General features: G+C 53.4%; 23 protein-coding genes, 1 pseudogene and 1 riboswitch. Of the genes and pseudogenes, 22 read left to right on the top strand and 2 right to left on the bottom strand.

Annotation, left to right across the window (positions count from 1 at the left end; all coding sequences use genetic code 11):
* Positions 1–156 precede the first annotated feature (156 nt).
* The 9 genes from BJQ97_RS14790 to BJQ97_RS14750 all read left to right on the top strand — a co-directional run bounded on the left by BJQ97_RS14790 (position 157) and on the right by BJQ97_RS14750 (position 5,406).
* Positions 157–522, top strand: a complete 366-nt coding sequence (locus tag BJQ97_RS14790; protein ID WP_044732544.1) for an arsenate reductase family protein — start codon at positions 157–159, stop codon at positions 520–522.
* Between the two features lie 92 nt (positions 523–614).
* Positions 615–998 (top strand): glycine cleavage system protein GcvH, encoded by a 384-nt coding sequence (gene gcvH / locus BJQ97_RS14785; RefSeq protein WP_044732543.1) that lies wholly within the window; start codon positions 615–617, stop codon positions 996–998.
* Positions 999–1,072: 74 nt separating this feature from the next.
* Positions 1,073–1,309: a YusG family protein gene (locus BJQ97_RS14780; RefSeq protein WP_044732542.1), complete on the top strand. Its 237-nt coding sequence runs from the start codon at positions 1,073–1,075 to the stop codon at positions 1,307–1,309.
* 97 nt (positions 1,310–1,406) lie between these two features.
* The gene (locus BJQ97_RS14775; RefSeq protein ID WP_160157145.1) at positions 1,407–1,766 is read left to right on the top strand and encodes a toprim domain-containing protein; all 360 of its coding nucleotides are present in this window, start codon (positions 1,407–1,409) and stop codon (positions 1,764–1,766) included.
* Positions 1,763–2,080 carry a thioredoxin family protein gene (locus BJQ97_RS14770; protein ID WP_160157144.1) on the top strand — a complete coding sequence of 106 codons (318 nt, stop codon included), beginning with the start codon at positions 1,763–1,765 and terminating at the stop codon, positions 2,078–2,080. Before BJQ97_RS14775 ends, BJQ97_RS14770 begins: the two co-directional genes overlap by 4 nt.
* 151 nt (positions 2,081–2,231) lie before the next feature.
* Entirely contained in the window at positions 2,232–2,579 is a 348-nt protein-coding gene (locus BJQ97_RS14765; protein WP_160157143.1) for a sterol-binding protein, read from the top strand.
* Positions 2,580–2,651: 72 nt separating this feature from the next.
* Positions 2,652–2,761: riboswitch (SAM riboswitch) on the top strand.
* 91 nt (positions 2,762–2,852) lie between these two features.
* The gene (locus tag BJQ97_RS14760) at positions 2,853–3,881 is read left to right on the top strand and encodes a methionine ABC transporter ATP-binding protein (protein ID WP_160157142.1); all 1,029 of its coding nucleotides are present in this window, start codon (positions 2,853–2,855) and stop codon (positions 3,879–3,881) included.
* A complete protein-coding gene (locus tag BJQ97_RS14755; protein ID WP_160157141.1) occupies positions 3,871–4,539 on the top strand; it encodes a methionine ABC transporter permease in 669 nt (222 codons plus the stop codon). The genes BJQ97_RS14760 and BJQ97_RS14755 overlap by 11 nt, the downstream gene beginning before the upstream one ends.
* Positions 4,540–4,554: 15 nt before the next feature.
* Positions 4,555–5,406 (top strand): MetQ/NlpA family ABC transporter substrate-binding protein, encoded by an 852-nt coding sequence (locus tag BJQ97_RS14750; protein ID WP_160157140.1) that lies wholly within the window; start codon positions 4,555–4,557, stop codon positions 5,404–5,406.
* Between the two features lie 126 nt (positions 5,407–5,532).
* Here the strand turns inward: BJQ97_RS14750 and BJQ97_RS14745 are convergent, their stop codons facing one another.
* Positions 5,533–5,718: a hypothetical protein gene (locus BJQ97_RS14745; RefSeq protein ID WP_236567282.1), complete on the bottom strand. Its 186-nt coding sequence runs from the start codon at positions 5,716–5,718 to the stop codon at positions 5,533–5,535.
* Positions 5,719–5,814: 96 nt separating this feature from the next.
* Here BJQ97_RS14745 and BJQ97_RS14740 point away from each other — a divergent pair, with 96 nt between their 5' ends.
* The 6 genes from BJQ97_RS14740 (at position 5,815) to sufB (ending at position 11,583) form a co-directional block, all read left to right on the top strand.
* Positions 5,815–6,177, top strand: coding sequence for a carboxymuconolactone decarboxylase family protein (locus tag BJQ97_RS14740; RefSeq protein ID WP_160157139.1), 363 nt, complete (start codon positions 5,815–5,817; stop codon positions 6,175–6,177).
* A 237-nt stretch (positions 6,178–6,414) separates the two neighbouring features.
* Complete coding sequence (sufC, locus tag BJQ97_RS14735) at positions 6,415–7,194, top strand: Fe-S cluster assembly ATPase SufC (RefSeq protein WP_044732534.1); 780 nt, start codon at positions 6,415–6,417, stop codon at positions 7,192–7,194.
* Between the two features lie 17 nt (positions 7,195–7,211).
* Positions 7,212–8,522 carry a Fe-S cluster assembly protein SufD gene (gene sufD / locus BJQ97_RS14730; RefSeq protein WP_160157138.1) on the top strand — a complete coding sequence of 437 codons (1,311 nt, stop codon included), beginning with the start codon at positions 7,212–7,214 and terminating at the stop codon, positions 8,520–8,522.
* On the top strand, positions 8,519–9,739 hold the full coding sequence (locus BJQ97_RS14725) for a cysteine desulfurase (RefSeq protein WP_160157137.1): 1,221 nt from the start codon (positions 8,519–8,521) through the stop codon (positions 9,737–9,739). Before sufD ends, BJQ97_RS14725 begins: the two co-directional genes overlap by 4 nt.
* Positions 9,729–10,163, top strand: a complete 435-nt coding sequence (sufU, locus tag BJQ97_RS14720) for a Fe-S cluster assembly sulfur transfer protein SufU (protein WP_044732531.1) — start codon at positions 9,729–9,731, stop codon at positions 10,161–10,163. Before BJQ97_RS14725 ends, sufU begins: the two co-directional genes overlap by 11 nt.
* Positions 10,164–10,185: 22 nt before the next feature.
* Positions 10,186–11,583 (top strand): Fe-S cluster assembly protein SufB, encoded by a 1,398-nt coding sequence (sufB, locus tag BJQ97_RS14715; protein ID WP_011232461.1) that lies wholly within the window; start codon positions 10,186–10,188, stop codon positions 11,581–11,583.
* Positions 11,584–11,904: 321 nt separating this feature from the next.
* Here the strand turns inward: sufB and BJQ97_RS18190 are convergent.
* A pseudogene (locus tag BJQ97_RS18190) lies at positions 11,905–12,015 on the bottom strand (LysE family translocator); the annotation flags it as partial.
* A gap of 126 nt (positions 12,016–12,141) precedes the next feature.
* Here BJQ97_RS18190 and BJQ97_RS14705 point away from each other — a divergent pair.
* The 7 genes from BJQ97_RS14705 to BJQ97_RS14680 all read left to right on the top strand — a co-directional run bounded on the left by BJQ97_RS14705 (position 12,142) and on the right by BJQ97_RS14680 (position 18,241).
* Entirely contained in the window at positions 12,142–12,990 is an 849-nt protein-coding gene (locus tag BJQ97_RS14705; RefSeq protein WP_160157136.1) for a DUF72 domain-containing protein, read from the top strand.
* A gap of 18 nt (positions 12,991–13,008) precedes the next feature.
* A complete protein-coding gene (locus tag BJQ97_RS14700; protein WP_160157135.1) occupies positions 13,009–13,908 on the top strand; it encodes a sulfite exporter TauE/SafE family protein in 900 nt (299 codons plus the stop codon).
* Positions 13,909–13,925: 17 nt separating this feature from the next.
* On the top strand, positions 13,926–15,308 hold the full coding sequence (locus tag BJQ97_RS14695; RefSeq protein ID WP_160157134.1) for a bifunctional metallophosphatase/5'-nucleotidase: 1,383 nt from the start codon (positions 13,926–13,928) through the stop codon (positions 15,306–15,308).
* A gap of 61 nt (positions 15,309–15,369) precedes the next feature.
* On the top strand, positions 15,370–15,672 hold the full coding sequence (locus BJQ97_RS14690) for a YunC family protein (RefSeq protein ID WP_160157634.1): 303 nt from the start codon (positions 15,370–15,372) through the stop codon (positions 15,670–15,672).
* A gap of 53 nt (positions 15,673–15,725) precedes the next feature.
* Entirely contained in the window at positions 15,726–16,472 is a 747-nt protein-coding gene (gene yunB / locus BJQ97_RS14685) for a sporulation protein YunB (protein WP_160157133.1), read from the top strand.
* Positions 16,473–16,893: 421 nt separating this feature from the next.
* On the top strand, positions 16,894–17,016 hold the full coding sequence (locus BJQ97_RS17970) for a hypothetical protein (protein WP_268892807.1): 123 nt from the start codon (positions 16,894–16,896) through the stop codon (positions 17,014–17,016).
* A 31-nt stretch (positions 17,017–17,047) separates the two neighbouring features.
* The gene (locus tag BJQ97_RS14680) at positions 17,048–18,241 is read left to right on the top strand and encodes an ABC transporter substrate-binding protein (protein ID WP_160157132.1); all 1,194 of its coding nucleotides are present in this window, start codon (positions 17,048–17,050) and stop codon (positions 18,239–18,241) included.
* The last annotated feature ends 87 nt before the right edge of the window (positions 18,242–18,328 follow it).

The raw sequence follows: 18,328 nt of genomic DNA, 5'->3' as shown, positions 1-18,328 counted from the left end.
AGCTGCGGCTTGGTACTTTTTGCTTGATGGGCATTTCATTCGGGCGGGCCAGACGCCAAGACAGGCTTGCCGTGCCGCGATCGTCGATCCATCATTTCAAAGAGGGGTGAGGCACGCGGCGGTTGGTTGATCCATCATTTGAAGGGAGGGGTGGCTATGGCGTTGACGCTCTATTGGTATCCAAAATGCGGCACGTGCCGGAAGGCGAAAAAATGGTTGGATGAACACGGCGTTGAGGTGCAAACGGTGCATTTGGTTGACGAACCGCTGACGAAAGAAGAGCTCGCTGAACTGCACCGGAAAAGCGGGCTGCCGCTCAAAAAATTTTTCAATACGAGCGGCATGAAATACCGCGAACTTGGTTTGAAGGACAAGCTCGATCGCGCATCGGAAGACGAGATGCTCGATTGGCTCGCCTCGGACGGGATGCTCGTCAAACGGCCGATTTTGACGGACGGCGAGCGGGTTGTCGTGGGCTTTCGAGAACAAGAATACGAGGCGTTTTTCGCCAAGAAGGCATAAAAATTTTTGCAAAATCGGGTGAATTCAGTGAGTTTTTGCGGAAAATCGGTTATGATGAAAAAGGATACATTTTGTCGCGATGGAGGGATTCGATGAACACGCCGAAAGAACTTCGTTACACAAAGGAGCATGAATGGGTGCGCGTGGAAGGAGAGAACGTGCGCATCGGCATTACGGATTACGCCCAATCGGAGCTTGGCGACATCGTCTTTGTCGAGCTGCCGGAAGTGGGCGCAGAGGTTGCGGCCAACGAGCCGTTCGGCAGCGTTGAATCGGTGAAAACGGTCTCCGAATTGTATGCGCCGATCAGCGGCACGGTCGTTGAAGTGAATGAGGCGTTGAACGACCATCCGGAGTACGTGAACGAATCGCCCTATGACAAAGCGTGGATGATCGTCGTCAAACCGAACGATTTGAGCGAAATGGACCACTTGTTGACGGCTGAGCAGTACGAAGCGATGATCAACGAAGGATAAACGTTCCTGCAATCTTCGCTTCCATTCGGGCACTCTATACATACCGGAATTTTGATGAAAAAGGGGTGCTCGCTGTGGTGTTGCAAACGAAGCACATGGATGTCACGGACCGGATCATCGGCAAACTGAACGGCCGCTCGCTGGACTTGTACGAGGAAGGAGAGCTCATCGGGCGCCTTCCGCTTCCGGCGGCCGTCCCGTTGAAACATGGATATATCGAACAAAACGGGCGAATTTTCAAACAGGTGACCGCTACCGTTGAACCGGACCAAAAATATGTCGACTGCGACGGGGAAGCGGGCTGGTGTTGAAAGGCAACGGTGCGATGCCGTTGCTTTTCTTTTTCCACCTTTCGCCGGCGCGGGGCATACAATATCGTATCTCCTTTCGAAGTTAGGTGGGTCGGACATGCGACGCGTGGAAAAAGTGATCATTGTGGAAGGGCGATCGGACAAGCAAAAAGTGGCGGCTGTCCTGAATGAGCCTGTCGTCATCCTTTGCACGAACGGCACGATCAGTGACGCGCGTTTGGAAGAATGGGCTGATGAGCTGGAAGGATATGATGTGTACTTGCTGGCGGATGCCGATGAGGCGGGAGAAAAATTGCGCCGGCAGTTTCGCCGCATGCTTCCAGAAGCGGAGCATCTTTACATTGACCGGGCGTACCGTGAAGTCGCGGCCGCTCCGATTTGGCACTTGGCGCAAGTGCTGCTGCGCGCCGATTTCGACGTCCGCATCGAATGGCTGATGAGAGGGAGAGGCGAGTGAAAGCGATCGATCGAAACGATGTCAAACGAGTGGTGGAAGGAGAGCCGCTTCTGGCCCTTTACTTGTATACCCCGCTGTGCGGCACGTGCCAGCTGGCGCGGCGGATGCTCACGGTGGTGGAGCAGTTGTTTCCGGCGCTGCCGTTTTATGAAACGGACATCAACTATATTCCTGAGCAGGCGGCTGCGTGGAAAATCGAAAGCGTTCCGTGCCTGCTTCTTTTTAGGGATGGAACGATCGCGGGCAAGTGGTATGCCTTTCACTCCGTTCCGTATTTGTATGAAGTGATTCAAGCCTGCTTGCCGGACGAGTGATTCGCCTTTTTTTGACGCTGTTTGACACATTTCTTGGGAAATGACAAAAACGGCGCTCATTCGTCAACGGGTTGTCGAGATTTTTGTAAAGGATTTCCCCTCTTCAGAATGGAAGTGAAAGAAATATAAGGAATGGAGGAGGGGGATGTCCATGGAAATGCGCGAATTGGTCGGGCAATTCGTGGAACGGATGCAAGGGTTGCGCCATTTGTTGCCGATTTTGCCGGATGAACAGCTGTGCGTTCGCTTTGAAAGCGGGGATGAAACCGTGCTGTTGATGGTTGGCAAAGAGCCTGCTGCGGCGGAGAGGGAACACGATGAACGGAAGACATTGACGATTAAAGGTTCCAAAGCATCGATCGAGTCGTTGTTGAACGGGGAATTGAAGCTGCAGCAGCTCGTGCGGCTGCAAGAAGTGTACGTGTCAGGAAGCTTCCGCCATCTGCTACTGCTTGAGTCGCTCCTCCATTTGGCCAAACCGTATCGGCATGTTGGGTGAAAAATTTGTTGACAGCGTTCGACAAGTGATGATACAATCAGATTTGTAATAATTGAATAGACGATTGTTGCGCTCTTATCAAGAGAGGTGGAGGGATGTGCCCAATGAAGCCCGGCAACCGTCAGCGCATGCGCTGAAATGGTGCCAATTCACACAAAGCGGCCTGCTTTGAGAGATAAGAGACGGAATGGTGAACAATACCTTTCTGTTCTCTGCGGGCAGAAAGGTTTTCTTTTTGTGCTCTGCTGCCTTGGGAGAAAGGAAGGTGAAACAATGATTGCATTAGAACAAGTGACGAAAATTTATCAAGCGGCCAACGGTTCGGTCACGGCCGTCGACAACGTGTCGCTTGAAATTCGCGAAGGGGAAATTTTCGGCATCATCGGCTACAGCGGCGCGGGGAAAAGCACGCTCATTCGATTGCTCAATGGGCTCGAGAAGCCGACGAGCGGCCGGGTGGTTGTCGCCGGACGCGATATGGCGCGCATCAAAGGCCGAGAGCTGCGCAAGGCGCGCCAAGAAATCGGAATGATTTTTCAGCATTTCAACTTGCTTTGGTCGCGCACCGTCAGGGAAAACATTGCCTTTCCGCTTGAAATTGCCGGCGTCCCGAAAGAGGAGCGGAACAAGCGGGTGGGTGAATTGATCGAGCTTGTCGGCCTTTCCGGGCGCGAGGATGCCTACCCGTCGCAGCTGAGTGGCGGGCAAAAACAGCGGGTCGGCATTGCCCGCGCGCTGGCGAACAATCCGAAAGTGCTGCTTTGCGACGAGGCGACATCGGCGTTGGACCCGCAGACGACCGATGCGATTTTAGACTTGCTCGTTGACATCAACAAACGTCTTGGGCTGACGATTGTGCTCATCACCCATGAAATGCACGTCATCCGCAAAATTTGCGACCGCGTCGCCGTGATGGAAAGCGGCCGAATCGTTGAGCAAGGCGAAGTGCTGCATGTGTTCCGCCACCCGCAGCAGCCGATTACGAAGCGGTTCGTCCAACAATTGATCGAGCCTGAGGAGACGGAAGAAGCGATTTCCCATTTGTTTGGCCAATACCCGAACGGGCTGATCGCCCAGCTGACGTTCGTCGGCGCAGCCGCCGGAAAGCCGCTCATCACCGAAGTGGTGCGGCAGTTTGCTGTTGATGTCAACATTTTGCAAGGGAAAATTTCGCAAACCCATCAAGGCGCCTATGGGGTGTTGTTCGTGCACCTCGACGGAGCGAAGGATGAAATCGACCGGGTGCTTGACTATATTCAACGCCAGCAAGTGGCGGTGGAGGTGATTCAAGATGCTCGCTGACCTCCTGCCGAACGTGCAATGGGAGACGATGTGGGCGGCGACGGTCGAGACGCTGTATATGACGGGAGTGGCGGTGGCGGCCACCTTCGTCCTCGGGATCGTTCTTGGCTTGCTGTTGTTTTTGACAGCGAAAGGAAACCTGTGGGAAAACCGGTTTGTCAATACAGTGATTGCTGCGTTTGTGAACATTTTCCGCTCCATTCCGTTTATTATTTTGATCATTTTGCTCATTCCGTTTACAACATGGCTCGTCGGGACGATGCTTGGCGCCAATGCGGCGCTGCCGGCTCTGGTCATTGGAGCTGCGCCGTTTTACGCCCGCATGGTCGAAATCGCGCTTCGCGAAATTGATAAAGGAGTCATCGAAGCAGCCCAAGCGATGGGCGCCTCAACGTGGACAATCATTTGGAAAGTGCTCTTGCCCGAATCGCTGCCGGCGCTTGTCTCCGGCATTACCGTCACGGCGGTGTCGCTTGTCGGCTACACAGCGATGGCTGGAGCCATCGGCGCCGGCGGGCTTGGGAACTTGGCGTATTTGGAAGGGTTCCAGCGCAACCATAACGATGTGACGTTTGTCGCGACCGTATTGGTGCTTATCATTGTCTTTGTCATTCAGTTTATCGGTGACTTTGTCACTTCGAAAATTGATAAACGATAAAGGAGGAAGAACTCGATGAAAAAATGGCTTGGCGCTCTGCTCGCGGCCGTTCTCGTCTTGGCTTTGGCGGCATGCGGCGGCAACAAGAACGACAACGCGGAAGGCGGCAAAGACGGCAATTTGGTGAAGCTGAAAGTCGGCGCCTCAAACGTGCCGCATGCGGAAATTTTGGAAAAAGCGAAACCGATTTTGAAGAAAAAAGGCATCGACTTGGAGATCATCACATTCCAAGATTACATCTTGCCGAACAAAGCGTTGGCGGAGAAGCAAATAGATGCCAACTACTTCCAACACATCCCGTATTTAGAATCGCAAAAGAAAGAATACGGCTATGATTTCGTCAACGCCGGGGGCATTCATATCGAGCCGATCGGCTTATACTCGAAAAAATACAAAAGCATTGAAGAACTGCCGGACGGTGCGACGATCATCATGAGCAACTCGGTCGCCGACCATGGCCGCATTTTGTCGATGCTGCAAGAAAAAGGGCTCATTAAATTGAAACCGGGTGTCGATAAAACGAAAGCGACGGTCAACGACATCGTGGAAAACCCGAAACATTTGAAATTTAAGGCCGACGTCGACGCTGGGCTGCTTCCGCAAATTTACAAAAACGGCGAAGGCGATGCCGTGCTGATCAACGCCAACTATGCGCTTGATGCCGGTTTGGATCCGGCGAAAGACCCGATCGCCGTTGAGTCGCCGAAAAATAATCCGTATGTGAACATTGTTGCGGTGCGCAAAGGCGATGAAAACCGGAAAGAAATCAAAACGCTTGTCGAAGTGCTGCAATCGAAAGAAATTCAAGACTTCATCAAAGAAAAATACCACGGCGCCGTCATTCCAGCGGCGGAAACCAATCAATAACGGGAGCATTTCGCTTCCGTTTCTTTATTTGTCCCAAAAAAGCCGCCCCCTTGCCCGAAGAAAGCTCCAACGTTCAAAACGGTTCTCAATGCGAGGGCGCCGTGGTCAACCTGCTTTTCCGCTGCTTCATCGACCGTTCAAGCGCGCCAGCACGGCGGCGAGCATCACGATGATGGCGCAGTTTTGCAACATGATCACCGCCGCCAGACTCAGCTCTCCGTCTCCTTGCTCGTTCCACATGGAGGCGATGCCCAGCCAAACGATGAATGAAACGGCAACGGCAGTCAGCCAAAAGACAAACCAACGAGCCATGGTTATCTCCTCCTTTTTCTCAATACAATTCGTTGTTTAATTTCGTTTTCCTCCATGCATACTAACAACTGAAACGAGCAAAGGAGGAAAACGAAGATGAACAACGGAACATATGCGTCGGTCGAAACGGCGCTTCGCCACTATAAGGAAGGGCTTGGGGCGTTCACCCAAAAACTTCCGAACGTGGCGGAACGGTTTAACGCCTTTACGGAAGCATGCTTTGCCGAAGGGGCGCTGTCGAAAAAAGAAAAACAATTGATCGCCCTTGGCATCAGCGTGGCCGCGCAAGATGAGTATTGCACGATTTACCATGCGAAAGGCTGCCTTGATGAAGGGGCGTCGGAACAAGAAATTTTGGAAGCATGCGCGGTGGCGGCCGCGTTTGGCGGCGGGGCGGCGATGAGCCAGGCGGTGACGCTTGTGCAGGAATGCCTCGGCGAGTTGCGAGCGGCTCACTAGACTCCGGAAAAAACGGGGTCTTTTTTTTTTTTGCAAAAACTCGTACAAGCTTGAGGTTTTCGTGTAAAATAGTAAAAGGCGCTGTTTTTTCACACGGTCATAGTGAAAACAGAGCGAGAAAGTTGCAGGCAGTTTTCATTTGTTATAAAATTATAATGAGAATAAATTGAGAATGAGCGATCGCTAGAAGATGAGCGAGCTACGATTACTTTCAAGCGGGAATTGGAGGTATGCTGCATGGCAGTATTGACGATTCGAAATCTTCACGTCTCCGTGGAGGGAAAAGAAATTTTAAAAGGAGTGGACTTGGAAGTAAAAGGCGGGGAAATCCACGCCATCATGGGTCCGAACGGGACGGGGAAATCGACGCTGGCATCGGCGGTTATGGGCCATCCGAAATATGAGGTGACCGAGGGCGAGATTACGCTTGACGGCCAAAACGTCTTGGAGATGGAAGTCGATGAGCGGGCGCGCGCCGGCCTGTTTTTGGCGATGCAATACCCAAGCGAAATCAGCGGAGTGACGAACGCCGACTTTTTGCGCGCTGCGATCAATGCCCGGCTTGGGGAGGGCAACGAAATTTCGCTCATGAAATTCATCCGCAAGCTTGATGAAAAAATGGCGTTTCTTGAAATGAACCCGGATATGGCGCACCGTTACTTGAACGAAGGATTCTCGGGCGGGGAGAAAAAGCGGAACGAAATTTTGCAGCTGATGATGCTTGAACCGAAAATCGCCATTTTGGACGAGATCGACTCCGGATTGGACATTGACGCGCTGAAAATTGTCGCCAAAGGCGTCAACGAAATGCGCAGCAGCGAATTCGGCTGTTTGATCATCACTCACTACCAACGGTTATTGAACTACATCACGCCGGATTACGTGCACGTCATGATGCAAGGGCGCATCGTCAAATCGGGCGGTCCGGAACTGGCGCAGCGGCTTGAGGCGGAAGGGTACGACTGGATCAAAAAAGAGCTTGGCATCGAAGACGAAACGGTCGGACAAGAAGCGTAAGCGTTAGGAGGAGGATTATGGCGACAGAAACGAAAATCCCATTCGAGCAATCATACATCCGCACGTTCTCAAGCGGGCGCGGCGAGCCGGACTGGCTGACGGCGCGGCGCCTTGAGGCGCTTGAGCTGGCGGAGCGGCTGCCGCTTCCGAAACCGGAGAAGACGAAAATCGACAAATGGAATTTCACCGAGTTCGCCCGCCACACGGTCGACAGCGCGCCGTATGATGGTCTTGACGATTTGCCGGAAGCGGTCAAGGCGCTCATTGAAGCAGGCGAAGGAACGAAAAACTTGTACGTGCAGCGCAACCATACGCCGGCGTACGTGTCGCTGTCCGATGAGTTGAAAGAAAAAGGCGTCATTTTCACCGACATCTTCACAGCAGCGCGCGAGCATGGCGACTTGCTGAAAAACTATTTTATGACGGCGGTCAAGCCGGATGAGCACCGCCTCGCCGCGCTCCATGCGGCGCTGTTTAACGGCGGCGTGTTCGTTTACGTTCCGAAAAACGTGGAGATCGAAACGCCGCTTCAAGCCGTCTACATTCAAGATGAGGATGACATCGCCTTGTTCAACCATGTCATCGTCGTCGCGGAAGACAACAGCCGCGTCGTGTTTGTCGAAAACTATATATCGGCAAACGGGGAAGGAAAAGCAGTCGCCAATGTGGTCGCCGAGGTGTTTGCCCAAGCGAACGCAAGCGTCTTTTTCGCCGCCGTCGACCATTTGGCAAAAGGCACAACGACGTATGTCAATCGGCGCGGCATCGCTGGGCGCGACGGACGGATCGAATGGGCGCTCGGGCTGATGAATGACGGCAACACGGTCTCCGAGAACATCACCCGCCTTGTCGGCGACGGCTCGTTCGGCGATGCGAAAACGGTCGCGGTCAGCCGCGGCGAGCAAGTGCAAAACTTTACGACCAGCGTTATTCATTATGGCAAGCATACAGAAGGAAGCATTTTAAAACACGGCGTCGTCCGTGACAGCGCGACCTCGATTTTCAACGGCATTGGCAAAATTGAGCACGGCGCGTCGAAATCAAACGCCGAGCAGGAGTCGCGCGTGTTGATGTTGAGCGAAAAAGCGCGCGGCGATGCGAACCCGATTTTGCTCATTGATGAAGACGACGTCATGGCGGGCCACGCGGCATCGGTGGGACGCGTCGATCCGATTCAATTGTATTACTTAATGAGCCGCGGCATTCCGAGACGCGACGCGGAACGGCTCATCATCCACGGCTTTTTGGCACCGGTTGTCGAGGCGATTCCGCTTGAAGGCGTGAAAAACCAATTAATTGAAGTGATTGAAAGGAAAGTTCAATCATGAATGTCAATGAAATTCGCGCGTTGTTTCCGATTTTGCACCAACAAGTGAACGGCCATCCGCTCATTTATTTTGACAGCGCGGCGACGTCGCAAAAGCCGCTGCCGGTGATCGAGGCGCTTGACCGCTATTACCGCGAATACAACTCGAACGTCCATCGCGGCGTCCATACGCTTGGGACGAAAGCGACTGACGCGTACGAGGGGGCGCGCGAAAAAGTGCGGCGGTTTTTAAACGCCCAATCGGCGCAGGAAATCATTTTTACGCGCGGCACGACGGCGTCGCTCAACTTGGTCGCTGCAAGCTACGGGCGCGCCAATGTTAAAGAAGGCGACGAGATCGTCATCACGTACATGGAGCATCACAGCAACTTGATCCCATGGCAGCAGCTGGCGAAGCAAACGGGCGCGACACTGAAATACATTCCGCTGCAGGAAGACGGCACGATCGATTGGGGCGATGTCGAAGCGACCATCACTGAAGCGGCGAAGATCGTCGCCATCGCCCATGTGTCGAACGTGCTCGGGACGATCAATCCGGTGCGGGAGATCGCCCGCCTCGCCCATGAACGCGGAGCGGTCGTCGTCGTCGACGCAGCGCAAAGCGTTCCGCATATGAAAATCGACGTCCAAGAGCTCGATTGCGACTTTTTGGCGTTTTCCGGCCATAAAATGTGCGGGCCGACGGGAATCGGCGTATTATATGGCAAAAAGAAATGGCTTGAGCAGATGGAACCGATCGAGTTCGGCGGGGAAATGATCGATTTCGTCGATCTGTACGATTCGACGTGGAAAGAGCTGCCGTGGAAGTTTGAAGGCGGCACGCCGATCATCGCCGGGGCGATCGGGCTGGGGGCGGCGATCGATTTCCTTGAACAAGTGGGCTTGGACGCCATCGCCGCCCATGAGCACGAGCTGGCGCAATATGCGCTTGAACGAATGGCGGACATCGAAGGCGTCACCGTCTACGGCCCGAAAGAGCGGGCGGGGCTTGTCACGTTCAACATCGACGGGGTGCATCCGCACGATGTGGCGACTGTCCTTGACGCCGAAGGAATCGCCATCCGCGCCGGCCACCATTGCGCCCAGCCGCTCATGAAATGGCTTCATGTGACGGCGACCGCCCGAGCCAGCTTCTATCTGTACAACACGAAAGAGGAAATCGACCGGTTTGTGGCCGCATTACAGAAAGCGAAGGAGTACTTCAGCCATGTCTTCTAACCATCCGCTGGATCAGCTTTACCGCCAAGTCATTATGGACCATTATAAAAACCCGCGCAACCGCGGGGTGCTTGAAGGAACGAACGTCGATGTCAACATGAACAACCCGACGTGCGGCGACCGCATCCACTTGACGATGAAAGTCGAGGACGGAAAAGTCGCCGACGTCAAATTTGAAGGGGAAGGCTGTTCGATTTCGATGTCGTCGGCGTCGATGATGACGCAGGCGATCAAAGGAAAAACGGTGGAGGAAGCGCTTCGGCTCGCCCACATTTTTTCCGACATGATCCAAGGGAAAGAGTACGACGATTCCGTTGACCTTGGCGACATCGAGGCGCTCCAAGGCGTTTCCAAATTTCCCGCCCGCATCAAATGTGCGACATTGGCGTGGAAAGCGCTCGAAAAAGGGCTCAACAATCAATGAACATGAAGGAGGGTGAACCGAGATGGCGAAAAAAGCCCCGGAAATCGGTGAATACAAGTACGGCTTCGTCGACAAGGACGTCTCCGTCTTCCGCGCCCAACGCGGCTTGACGCGCGAAGTCGTCGAAGAAATTTCGCGGATGAAAAACGAGCCGCAATGGATGCTCGAGTTCCGCTTAAAAGCGCTCGACATCTTCTACAGCAAACCGATGCCGCAATGGGGCGGCGACTTGTCAAGCCTCGATTTTGATGAAATTACGTATTACGTCAAGCCGACGGAAAAATCGGGCCGCTCATGGGATGAAGTGCCGGCGGAGATCAAAGCGACGTTCGATAAATTAGGGATTCCAGAGGCGGAACAAAAATATTTAGCCGGCGTGTCCGCGCAGTACGAGTCCGAGGTTGTGTACCATAACATGAAAGAAGACCTCGAGAAATTAGGGGTGATCTTTAAAGACACCGACTCGGCGCTGAAGGAAAACGAAGATTTGTTCCGCGAGTATTTCGCCAAAGTTGTGCCGCCGACGGACAACAAATTTGCCGCGCTCAACTCGGCCGTCTGGTCGGGCGGTTCGTTCATCTACGTCCCGAAAGGCGTCAAAGTCGATACGCCGCTTCAGGCGTACTTCCGCATCAACTCGGAAAACATGGGGCAGTTTGAACGAACGCTCATCATCGTCGACGAAGGGGCGCACGTCCATTACGTCGAAGGCTGTACAGCGCCGATTTACACGACGAACTCGCTCCATAGCGCAGTCGTCGAGATCATCGTGAAAAAAGGCGCGTACTGCCGCTACACGACGATCCAAAACTGGGCGAACAACGTCTTTAACTTGGTGACGAAGCGCGCCGTCTGCGAAGAAAACGCGACGATGGAATGGATTGACGGCAACATCGGCTCGAAGCTGACGATGAAATATCCGGCCGTCATCTTAAAAGGCGAAGGGGCGCGCGGCTTGACGCTGTCGATCGCCATCGCTGGCAAAGGCCAGCACCAAGACGCCGGGGCGAAAATGATCCACTTGGCGCCGAATACATCGTCGACGATCGTCTCGAAGTCGATTTCAAAACAAGGCGGCAAAGTCACCTACCGCGGGATGGTTCATTTCGGCCGCAAAGCGTCTGGCTCGCGCTCGAACATCGAATGCGACACGTTGATTCTCGACAACCAGTCGACATCGGATACAATTCCGTACAACGAAATTTTAAACGACAACGTGTCGCTCGAACACGAAGCGAAAGTGTCGAAAGTGTCGGAAGAGCAGCTGTTCTACTTGATGAGCCGCGGCATTTCCGAGCAGGAAGCGACGGAAATGATCGTCATGGGCTTCATCGAGCCGTTCACAAGAGAGCTGCCGATGGAATACGCAGTCGAGATGAACCGCTTGATCAAGTTCGAGATGGAAGGGAGCATCGGATAAGCTTGATGGATCAAGGGTGGAGCACCTGTGAGCGGGTGTTTCACCCGTATGGTCTTTGTGGGTGGACTTGGAGAACATATCGGAACAGAACAAAACGGGGCGCGGCTGGTGCTTATTCTTTCCAATGATCGGATGAATCGCACATCCGGAAGCGCTAAGGCAGGCCCCCACTAATCAGCTGCCTGCCGCGTCGCAAGTCGTTTCACCCCTTCACGGAGGATTCATGTTTTTTAGGGGGGAGCGCCTGAACAAGAGCGCTCCCCCTGCATTATTTGTTTTGTCATACTGGGCAGCTTCGTTTCGTTGCGTCCTATTCCTCGTTTAACGCTGGACTTTTTCAAGCGCCAATTTGATGCCAAACCCGATCATGACCGCGCCGGTGGTGACTTCGATCCATTTTTTCGTTTTCGGCTGCTTCATGAGATTGTAAATATTGACTTTTTTGTTCTTTATAAACCGCCGCTGCCCCTTGGTGGTGCGGCGGTCATTTTTATTTCCTGACGGTGGCGCATATGGTATAGTGAAGATAGCTGGAAATCGAACGAATTGGTGATCGGGATGATTTACATCGGACTGACCGGTTGGGGGGATCATGACAGCTTGTATCCGCCCGGCCTTGCCGCGAAAGACAAATTGCTGGAATATGCGGCCCATTTTCCGACGGTCGAGGTCGATTCGTACTTTTACGCTATTCAGCCGCATTCCAACGTGGAAAAATGGATTCGCGAGACGCCGCCGTCGTTTCAGTTCATCGTCAAAGCATACCAAGGAATGACCGGACATGAGCGCGGCCCGATTCCGTATGAAAGCAAGGAAGAGATGTTTGCCGCGTTTTTGGAATCGATCGCGCCGTTTCAAGAAGCGGGCAAGCTGGCGATGGTGCTGTTTCAGTTCCCGCCTTGGTTTGACTGCCGGCGCGAGCATGTGGCGTACTTGCGCTGGGTGAAGGCGCGCATGGGGGACGTGCCCGTTGCGTTGGAATTCCGCCATCAGTCGTGGTTTTCGCCGCGCTTTTATGACAAAACGCTCCGTTTTATGGAAGAAGAAGGGTGGATCAACACGATTTGCGACGAGCCGCAGGCAGGGGAAGGGTCGGTGCCCACCGTTTTGCATCCGACCGATCGGGAAAAGACGCTCATCCGCCTGCACGGACGGAATGTCCACGGGTGGAACAAGGCGACGGCAGGAGACAACTGGCGCGCCGTCCGCTATTTATACCGGTACAATGAGCGCGAGCTGCGAGAGTGGGCGAGCCATATAGAGGCATTAAAGAAAAAAACGAAACAGATTTACGTGCTATTTAACAACAACTCCGGCGGCGATGCCGCCGACAACGCCAAACAATTGATCGATTTGCTTGGCATTGAGTACACGGGCCTTGCGCCGCGGCAGCTTGGTTTGTTTTGAAGCGGGGGGAGAGACAAAATGGCATATATGTTGCTTTTATTGATCGGCTTTATCGCGGGGACGGTCGGCAGTTTGGCCGGTCTTGGCGGCGGGGTGATCATCGTGCCTGCGCTTTTGTTTTTCGGCGCTCTCGGCTGGCTCTCGGCTGTGACGCCGCAAACGGCGGTCGGCACGTCGCTTGTCGTCATTATTTTTAATGGCTTATCGTCCACATTGTCGTATATGAAAGACAAAATGGTCGACTATCAAAGCGGCTTGCTCTTTTGCCTTGGCAGCGTTCCTGGAGCGGTCATCGGCGCTTGGATGAACAATACGTTGAGCGCCGCTCATTTTTCGTTGTATTTTGGGCTGTTTTTAATCGCCATGTCGCTGTTTTTGTCGCTGAGCCAGAAGAAAACGAAACGCTCGGCGGACGAGACGGCGGCGACGACGGAGAATGAACGGGAGCAAGCCATTCCTGAGACAGAAGCGGAAGAAACATTGAAAAAACAGTGGTGGGCGCAGCGGGTGACACGCACGTATATGGATCGGAACGGAGAGACGGCAGTTTACGGCTATCATCCGGCAACGGCGATCGCCATTGCGTTTGTGGTCGGCTTTTTCGGCGGTTTGTTTGGCATCGGCGGGGGCTCGCTCATGGTGCCGGCGATGATCGTGCTGTTTCGCTTTCCGCCTCATGTCGCGGTCGCCACGTCGATGTTGATGATTTTTTTGTCCTCGCTCGTCGGCTCTCTCACCCATGTCGCGATGGGAAATGTGCAATGGTGGTTTGCCCTTGCCCTCATTCCCGGCGTATGGATCGGCGCGAAAACCGGGGCGTGGATCAATAAGCGGATGCCAAGCCGGATGCTTGTCGTCGTGCTTCGGATGGTGCTCGTTTTGCTTGGCCTTCGGCTTGTGATCGAAAGTTTGTCGTAACCAAGGAGGCTTGCGCATTGAAGCAAACCGTCTACATTTATCATACGAACGACGTGCACAGCCATTTTGAACATTGGCCGCAAATCGCCCGCTTCTTATCGGAGCGGCGGCAAGAGCATCGCGAACGCAACGAGGCGATGCTTTTGTTTGATGTCGGCGATTTTCTCGACCGCGTGCATCCGATTACCGAGGCGACGCGCGGAAAAGCGAATGTGGACTTATTGAACGATCTCGGCTATGATGCGGTGACGATTGGCAACAACGAAGGGATCACCCTTGATTATGATGAATTGGATACGCTGTACGAACGGGCTCGGTTTCCGGTCGTTGTCGCCAATTTGTTTCGCCGAGATGGCGCACGTCCGCATTGGGCGCTTCCGTATGTCGTCATCCCGGCGACGGAGACGTTTCGCGTTGGGGTTGTTGGCGCCACCGCTCCGTTTGTGAAATTTTACGAGCTGCTCGGTTGGAAAGTCGCCCCGCCGTTTGATCTGTTGGCGGCGGCGGTGGAGGAAGTGAAGCGGCAGGCAGATTGCGTCGTTGTGCTGTCCCATCTTGGGGTGAATGAGGATGAAAAAATCGCTGCGACGATCCCGGGCGTGGATATTGTTTTAGGCGCTCACACCCACCATGTCTTTCCAGAAGGAAAAACATTGAATCAAACGTTGCTTTGCGCGGCGGGGAAATACGGAAAATATGTTGGGGTTGTTAAGCTGGAGATTAACCAAAACCAGCTGTCCAGGGCATCCGCGACGGTCGTGGATGTCGAACCATTGCCACGTTCCGAAGAGGTCGAGCGCCATCTTGTTTGCCTTGAGCAGGAAAGCTTGGCGCGGCTCGAAGCGGAACGAGTCGCTGTGCTCCATGATGACTTGCCGCTGGACTGGTTCGCTCCGTCGCCGCTTGCGAATTTGCTCGCTTCCGCTTTGCGTGAATGGTGTCAAGCGGAAATCGGCATGGTCAACGCCGGCGTGCTGCTGGCGCCGCTTTCTAAAGGTCCCGTGACAAAAAAAGACTTGCACCGCATTTGTCCGCATCCGCTCAACCCGTGCAAGGTGAAGCTGCGCGGTGCGGAGCTCAAAGAGATTATGCTTGAGGCCAACACGGAACGGATGAAGCATTTGCGGTTTAAAGGATTTGGCTTCCGCGGCGAAGTGATGGGGGAAATGGTGTACGACGGCGTGGACATTGAGGCCGATCTCGAGGAGGATGGGCAATGGCATATCCGCCGCATTACGATCAATGGCGAGCTGCTCGATCCGGATCGCACGTATGAGGTGGCGACGATCGATATGTTTGCGATCGGCCATTTTTATCCGCAGATTCAGCGGGCGGCGGAGAAAACGTATTACATGCCCGAGTTTTTGCGCGATCTTCTCGCTTGGAAATTGGCCCAATAGGCAGGCACCTCTTTTTTCATGCTTCATACATTGGAGTATGGAAAGGAGTGTGGCTGCGGCGATGGTCGAAGTGAAGCCGATCATCATAGAGGGGCATCCGTTTATTGCTGTGTCTGTCCAGCTGCCGAAAACGAATTTGTTGGCGGTGGCGAGTGAAAAAGGGTACATTATGTGCGGGGCGCTCGATGTGGCGCTGTTGAATGAGAAATTGCGCGATCGTGGCATTATCGCCGGACGGGCGGTCGGGGTGCGCACGATTGAACAGTTGCTTGAGGCGCCGCTCGAATCGGTGACAGTCGCCGCTTTGGAGCTCGGCATTGAACAGGGAATGAAAGGAAAAGACGCACTGTTGAAAATGTGGTGAAAATCTCCCTCCTTGCAAGCATACATATAGCTTGTAAAGGAGGGATTTTCATTTTGCTGCGCCCCCGATTCGTGCGGAGAGGGCCGCTCCCGTTCCGCTATGTGTTTTTATTGACGTTCGTTTTTTTTATGTTTTCGACGGCGGCCAGCCTTTGGATTGTGAATAAAGGCATTAAACCGGTGCTGATGGAAATCGCTGAAACGGAAACGAAGCGGATTGCCAACTTGGTGATCAATAATGCCATTGAGCAGCAGTTTCAAAAAGACAATCCAGAATTTCGGCAGCTGGTTACGGTTCAAAAGGACGAAAGCGGCAAAATTGTGTCGGTCGATTTTGACACCGCAGTGATCAACCGCATCTTATCGGAAACGGACGATTATGTGATGGAAAGTTTAAAGGCGGCGACAGAAGGGCGGATTGAACGAATGGTGCTTCCCGAAGTCGAGTCCGGCACTGGAAACAGCCGCGGCATCATTTATTACATTCCGCTCGGGCAAGTGACGAACAATGCGCTTTTAGCCAATCTCGGCCCGCGCATTCCGGTGCAGTTTCAGATCGTTGGCAATGTCGACTCGGAAGTGACGAAAGAAATTCGAGCCTATGATATTAACAGTTTTTTTATTGAAATTGACATTCATGTATCGGTCGACATCCAAGTCGTCATTCCTTTTGCATCGAAAATTTCCAATGTGACAACGGATATTCCAGTTGTGATGCGCTTCATTCCGGGAGAAGTGCCGCAATTTTACAACAAAAACGGCGGTCAAGTGGGTCCGTCCATCCAGCTTCCGAAGCGGTAGCGGGAAAGGCTGTCAATGCGCGCCTCTAAAAGGCCGGCGGCCGTCATTTTCCTAAATCGATCGTTCTCGATTAGAGAGAAGAGTGGAGTTGATAAGGGTTTTCAAGTTGAGCCTCATTTTTCATACCATCACCGCCCATCTAGAAGCAGAGCTTATTTTGCGGCCAGTGTTCGCCCGCCGTTAGGTTGACGGAGGCCCGCGTTCGCCGTTGGGAATGGTTTTGACAGAAACATGGAAATGTTATGCAAAAAAAGTGTTCTTCCCGGCAAAGGGGCTTTGGCTGTTTCTCTGGCGCTTGTCAAGAGGAAACAGCTTTTTTGTTTTTCAAATAGAAAAGAACTAGACGAGCCGCTGTAAATTTTGTAATATTATATTAAATTGAAAATAGTTTTATTATTTACATAGCGGTTTGAGAGGGGGAATGAACGGCTGGCATCGGAAGGCATACATCATTTCGCTGCGCCATCCGGCGCGGCGGACGAGCGCACAAGGCGGGCAGGCCTTGTCCGTATGGCCTGGGACGAAAGGCGGTGCGCTTTCGTGACAGAACATTTTGAACAATGGGGGGAAAACAAGTGAAGAAAAAAAGAATGGCAGGAGTCTTTTTCTCATTGATGCTGACAGCGGGCTTGATGGCCGGCTGCGGCAGCAACCAGCAAGGCGGCAGTTCTTCAGGCGGAAACGGCGGCGGAGGAGGCGGCGATGTGATTAAAATCGGCGCCAACCTCGAGCTGTCCGGCGGGGTCGCTTCGTACGGCCAGTCGATCGCTGAGGGGCTGGACTTGGCGCTTGAGGAAATCAACAAAGAAGGAATCAATGGCAAAAAGCTGGAGTTGGTGAAAGTCGACAACAAATCGGAAGCGGCCGAAGCGACGAACGGCGCGATCAAGTTAATCAGCCAAGACAAAGTCGTCGCCATCATCGGCTCGGCGACGAGCACGAACACGCTCGCTCAAGTGCAAGTCGCCAATGACAATAAAGTGCCGCTCATTACGCCGACGGGCACGAACCCGACGATCACGAACAAAGACGGCAAAGTGAACGAGTTCGTCTTCCGGACGTGCTTTATCGATCCGTTCCAAGGAACCGTGGCGGCGAAATTTGCGCTGAATGACTTGAAAGTGAAAAACGCGGCGGTCTTGATCGACAGCTCAAGCGATTATTCGAAAGGGCTGGCCGCTTCGTTTAAAGACGCGTTCACCCAAGGCGGCGGCAAAATTGTCGCTGAAGAGGCATATGTCGCGAAAGACACCGATTTCCGTGCGACGCTGACGCGCATCAAATCCAAAAATCCGGAGTTCATTTTCTTGCCGGGCTATTATGAAGAAGTCGGCCTCATCGTCAAGCAGGCGCGCGAGCTTGGCTTGAACGTGCCGATCATGGGAGGCGACGGCTGGGATTCGCCGAAGCTTGTTGAAATTGCCGGCAAAGACGCATTGAACAACACGTACATTACCAACCATTATTCGTCCGGCGACCCGGATCCGAAAATTCAAGAGTTTGTGAAAGCCTTTAAAGCGAAATACAACAAGGCCCCGGATGCGTTCAACGCGCTTGGCTATGATACAGCCTACTTCCTGGCCGATGCCATTAAGCGGGCCGGCAGCGCCGATCCGGTGAAAATTAAAGACGCGCTGGCGCAAACGAAAGATTTGCAGCTCGTCTCCGGCACGCTGACGCTCAATGAAAACCATGACCCGGTCAAATCAGCGGCCATTTTGGAATACAAAGACGGGCAGCAGCAATTTAAAACAAAAGTTAATCCGTAATGAGGCGGACAGGGCGGGGAGGGGGCGCCCTCGATGGGGCGTCTCCCTGTCCGGCCTTTCGTTTGGACAAGGAACGAGTTTTCGTTA

It is taken from the genome of Geobacillus sp. TFV-3 (assembly GCF_009901865.1).
Classification (GTDB): domain Bacteria; phylum Bacillota; class Bacilli; order Bacillales; family Anoxybacillaceae; genus Geobacillus; species Geobacillus thermoleovorans_A.
Note: the sequence above shows the minus strand (reverse complement) of the source record. Positions and strands in the feature narration are given on the sequence as shown.

Coding starts and splice junctions, on each gene's coding strand:
- BJQ97_RS14690 (WP_160157634.1), top strand. CDS start 15,370: ATGGTCGAAGTGAAGCCGATCATCATAGAGGGGCATCCGTTTATTGCT.
- BJQ97_RS14700 (WP_160157135.1), top strand. CDS start 13,009: ATGGCATATATGTTGCTTTTATTGATCGGCTTTATCGCGGGGACGGTC.
- BJQ97_RS14755 (WP_160157141.1), top strand. CDS start 3,871: ATGCTCGCTGACCTCCTGCCGAACGTGCAATGGGAGACGATGTGGGCG.
- BJQ97_RS14750 (WP_160157140.1), top strand. CDS start 4,555: ATGAAAAAATGGCTTGGCGCTCTGCTCGCGGCCGTTCTCGTCTTGGCT.
- sufD (WP_160157138.1), top strand. CDS start 7,212: ATGGCGACAGAAACGAAAATCCCATTCGAGCAATCATACATCCGCACG.
- gcvH (WP_044732543.1), top strand. CDS start 615: ATGAACACGCCGAAAGAACTTCGTTACACAAAGGAGCATGAATGGGTG.
- BJQ97_RS14790 (WP_044732544.1), top strand. CDS start 157: ATGGCGTTGACGCTCTATTGGTATCCAAAATGCGGCACGTGCCGGAAG.
- sufC (WP_044732534.1), top strand. CDS start 6,415: ATGGCAGTATTGACGATTCGAAATCTTCACGTCTCCGTGGAGGGAAAA.
- BJQ97_RS14725 (WP_160157137.1), top strand. CDS start 8,519: ATGAATGTCAATGAAATTCGCGCGTTGTTTCCGATTTTGCACCAACAA.
- BJQ97_RS14765 (WP_160157143.1), top strand. CDS start 2,232: ATGGAAATGCGCGAATTGGTCGGGCAATTCGTGGAACGGATGCAAGGG.
- BJQ97_RS14740 (WP_160157139.1), top strand. CDS start 5,815: ATGAACAACGGAACATATGCGTCGGTCGAAACGGCGCTTCGCCACTAT.
- BJQ97_RS14705 (WP_160157136.1), top strand. CDS start 12,142: ATGATTTACATCGGACTGACCGGTTGGGGGGATCATGACAGCTTGTAT.
- sufU (WP_044732531.1), top strand. CDS start 9,729: ATGTCTTCTAACCATCCGCTGGATCAGCTTTACCGCCAAGTCATTATG.
- BJQ97_RS14745 (WP_236567282.1), bottom strand. CDS start 5,718: ATGGCTCGTTGGTTTGTCTTTTGGCTGACTGCCGTTGCCGTTTCATTC.
- BJQ97_RS14775 (WP_160157145.1), top strand. CDS start 1,407: ATGCGACGCGTGGAAAAAGTGATCATTGTGGAAGGGCGATCGGACAAG.
- BJQ97_RS17970 (WP_268892807.1), top strand. CDS start 16,894: ATGAACGGCTGGCATCGGAAGGCATACATCATTTCGCTGCGCCATCCG.
- BJQ97_RS14760 (WP_160157142.1), top strand. CDS start 2,853: ATGATTGCATTAGAACAAGTGACGAAAATTTATCAAGCGGCCAACGGT.
- sufB (WP_011232461.1), top strand. CDS start 10,186: ATGGCGAAAAAAGCCCCGGAAATCGGTGAATACAAGTACGGCTTCGTC.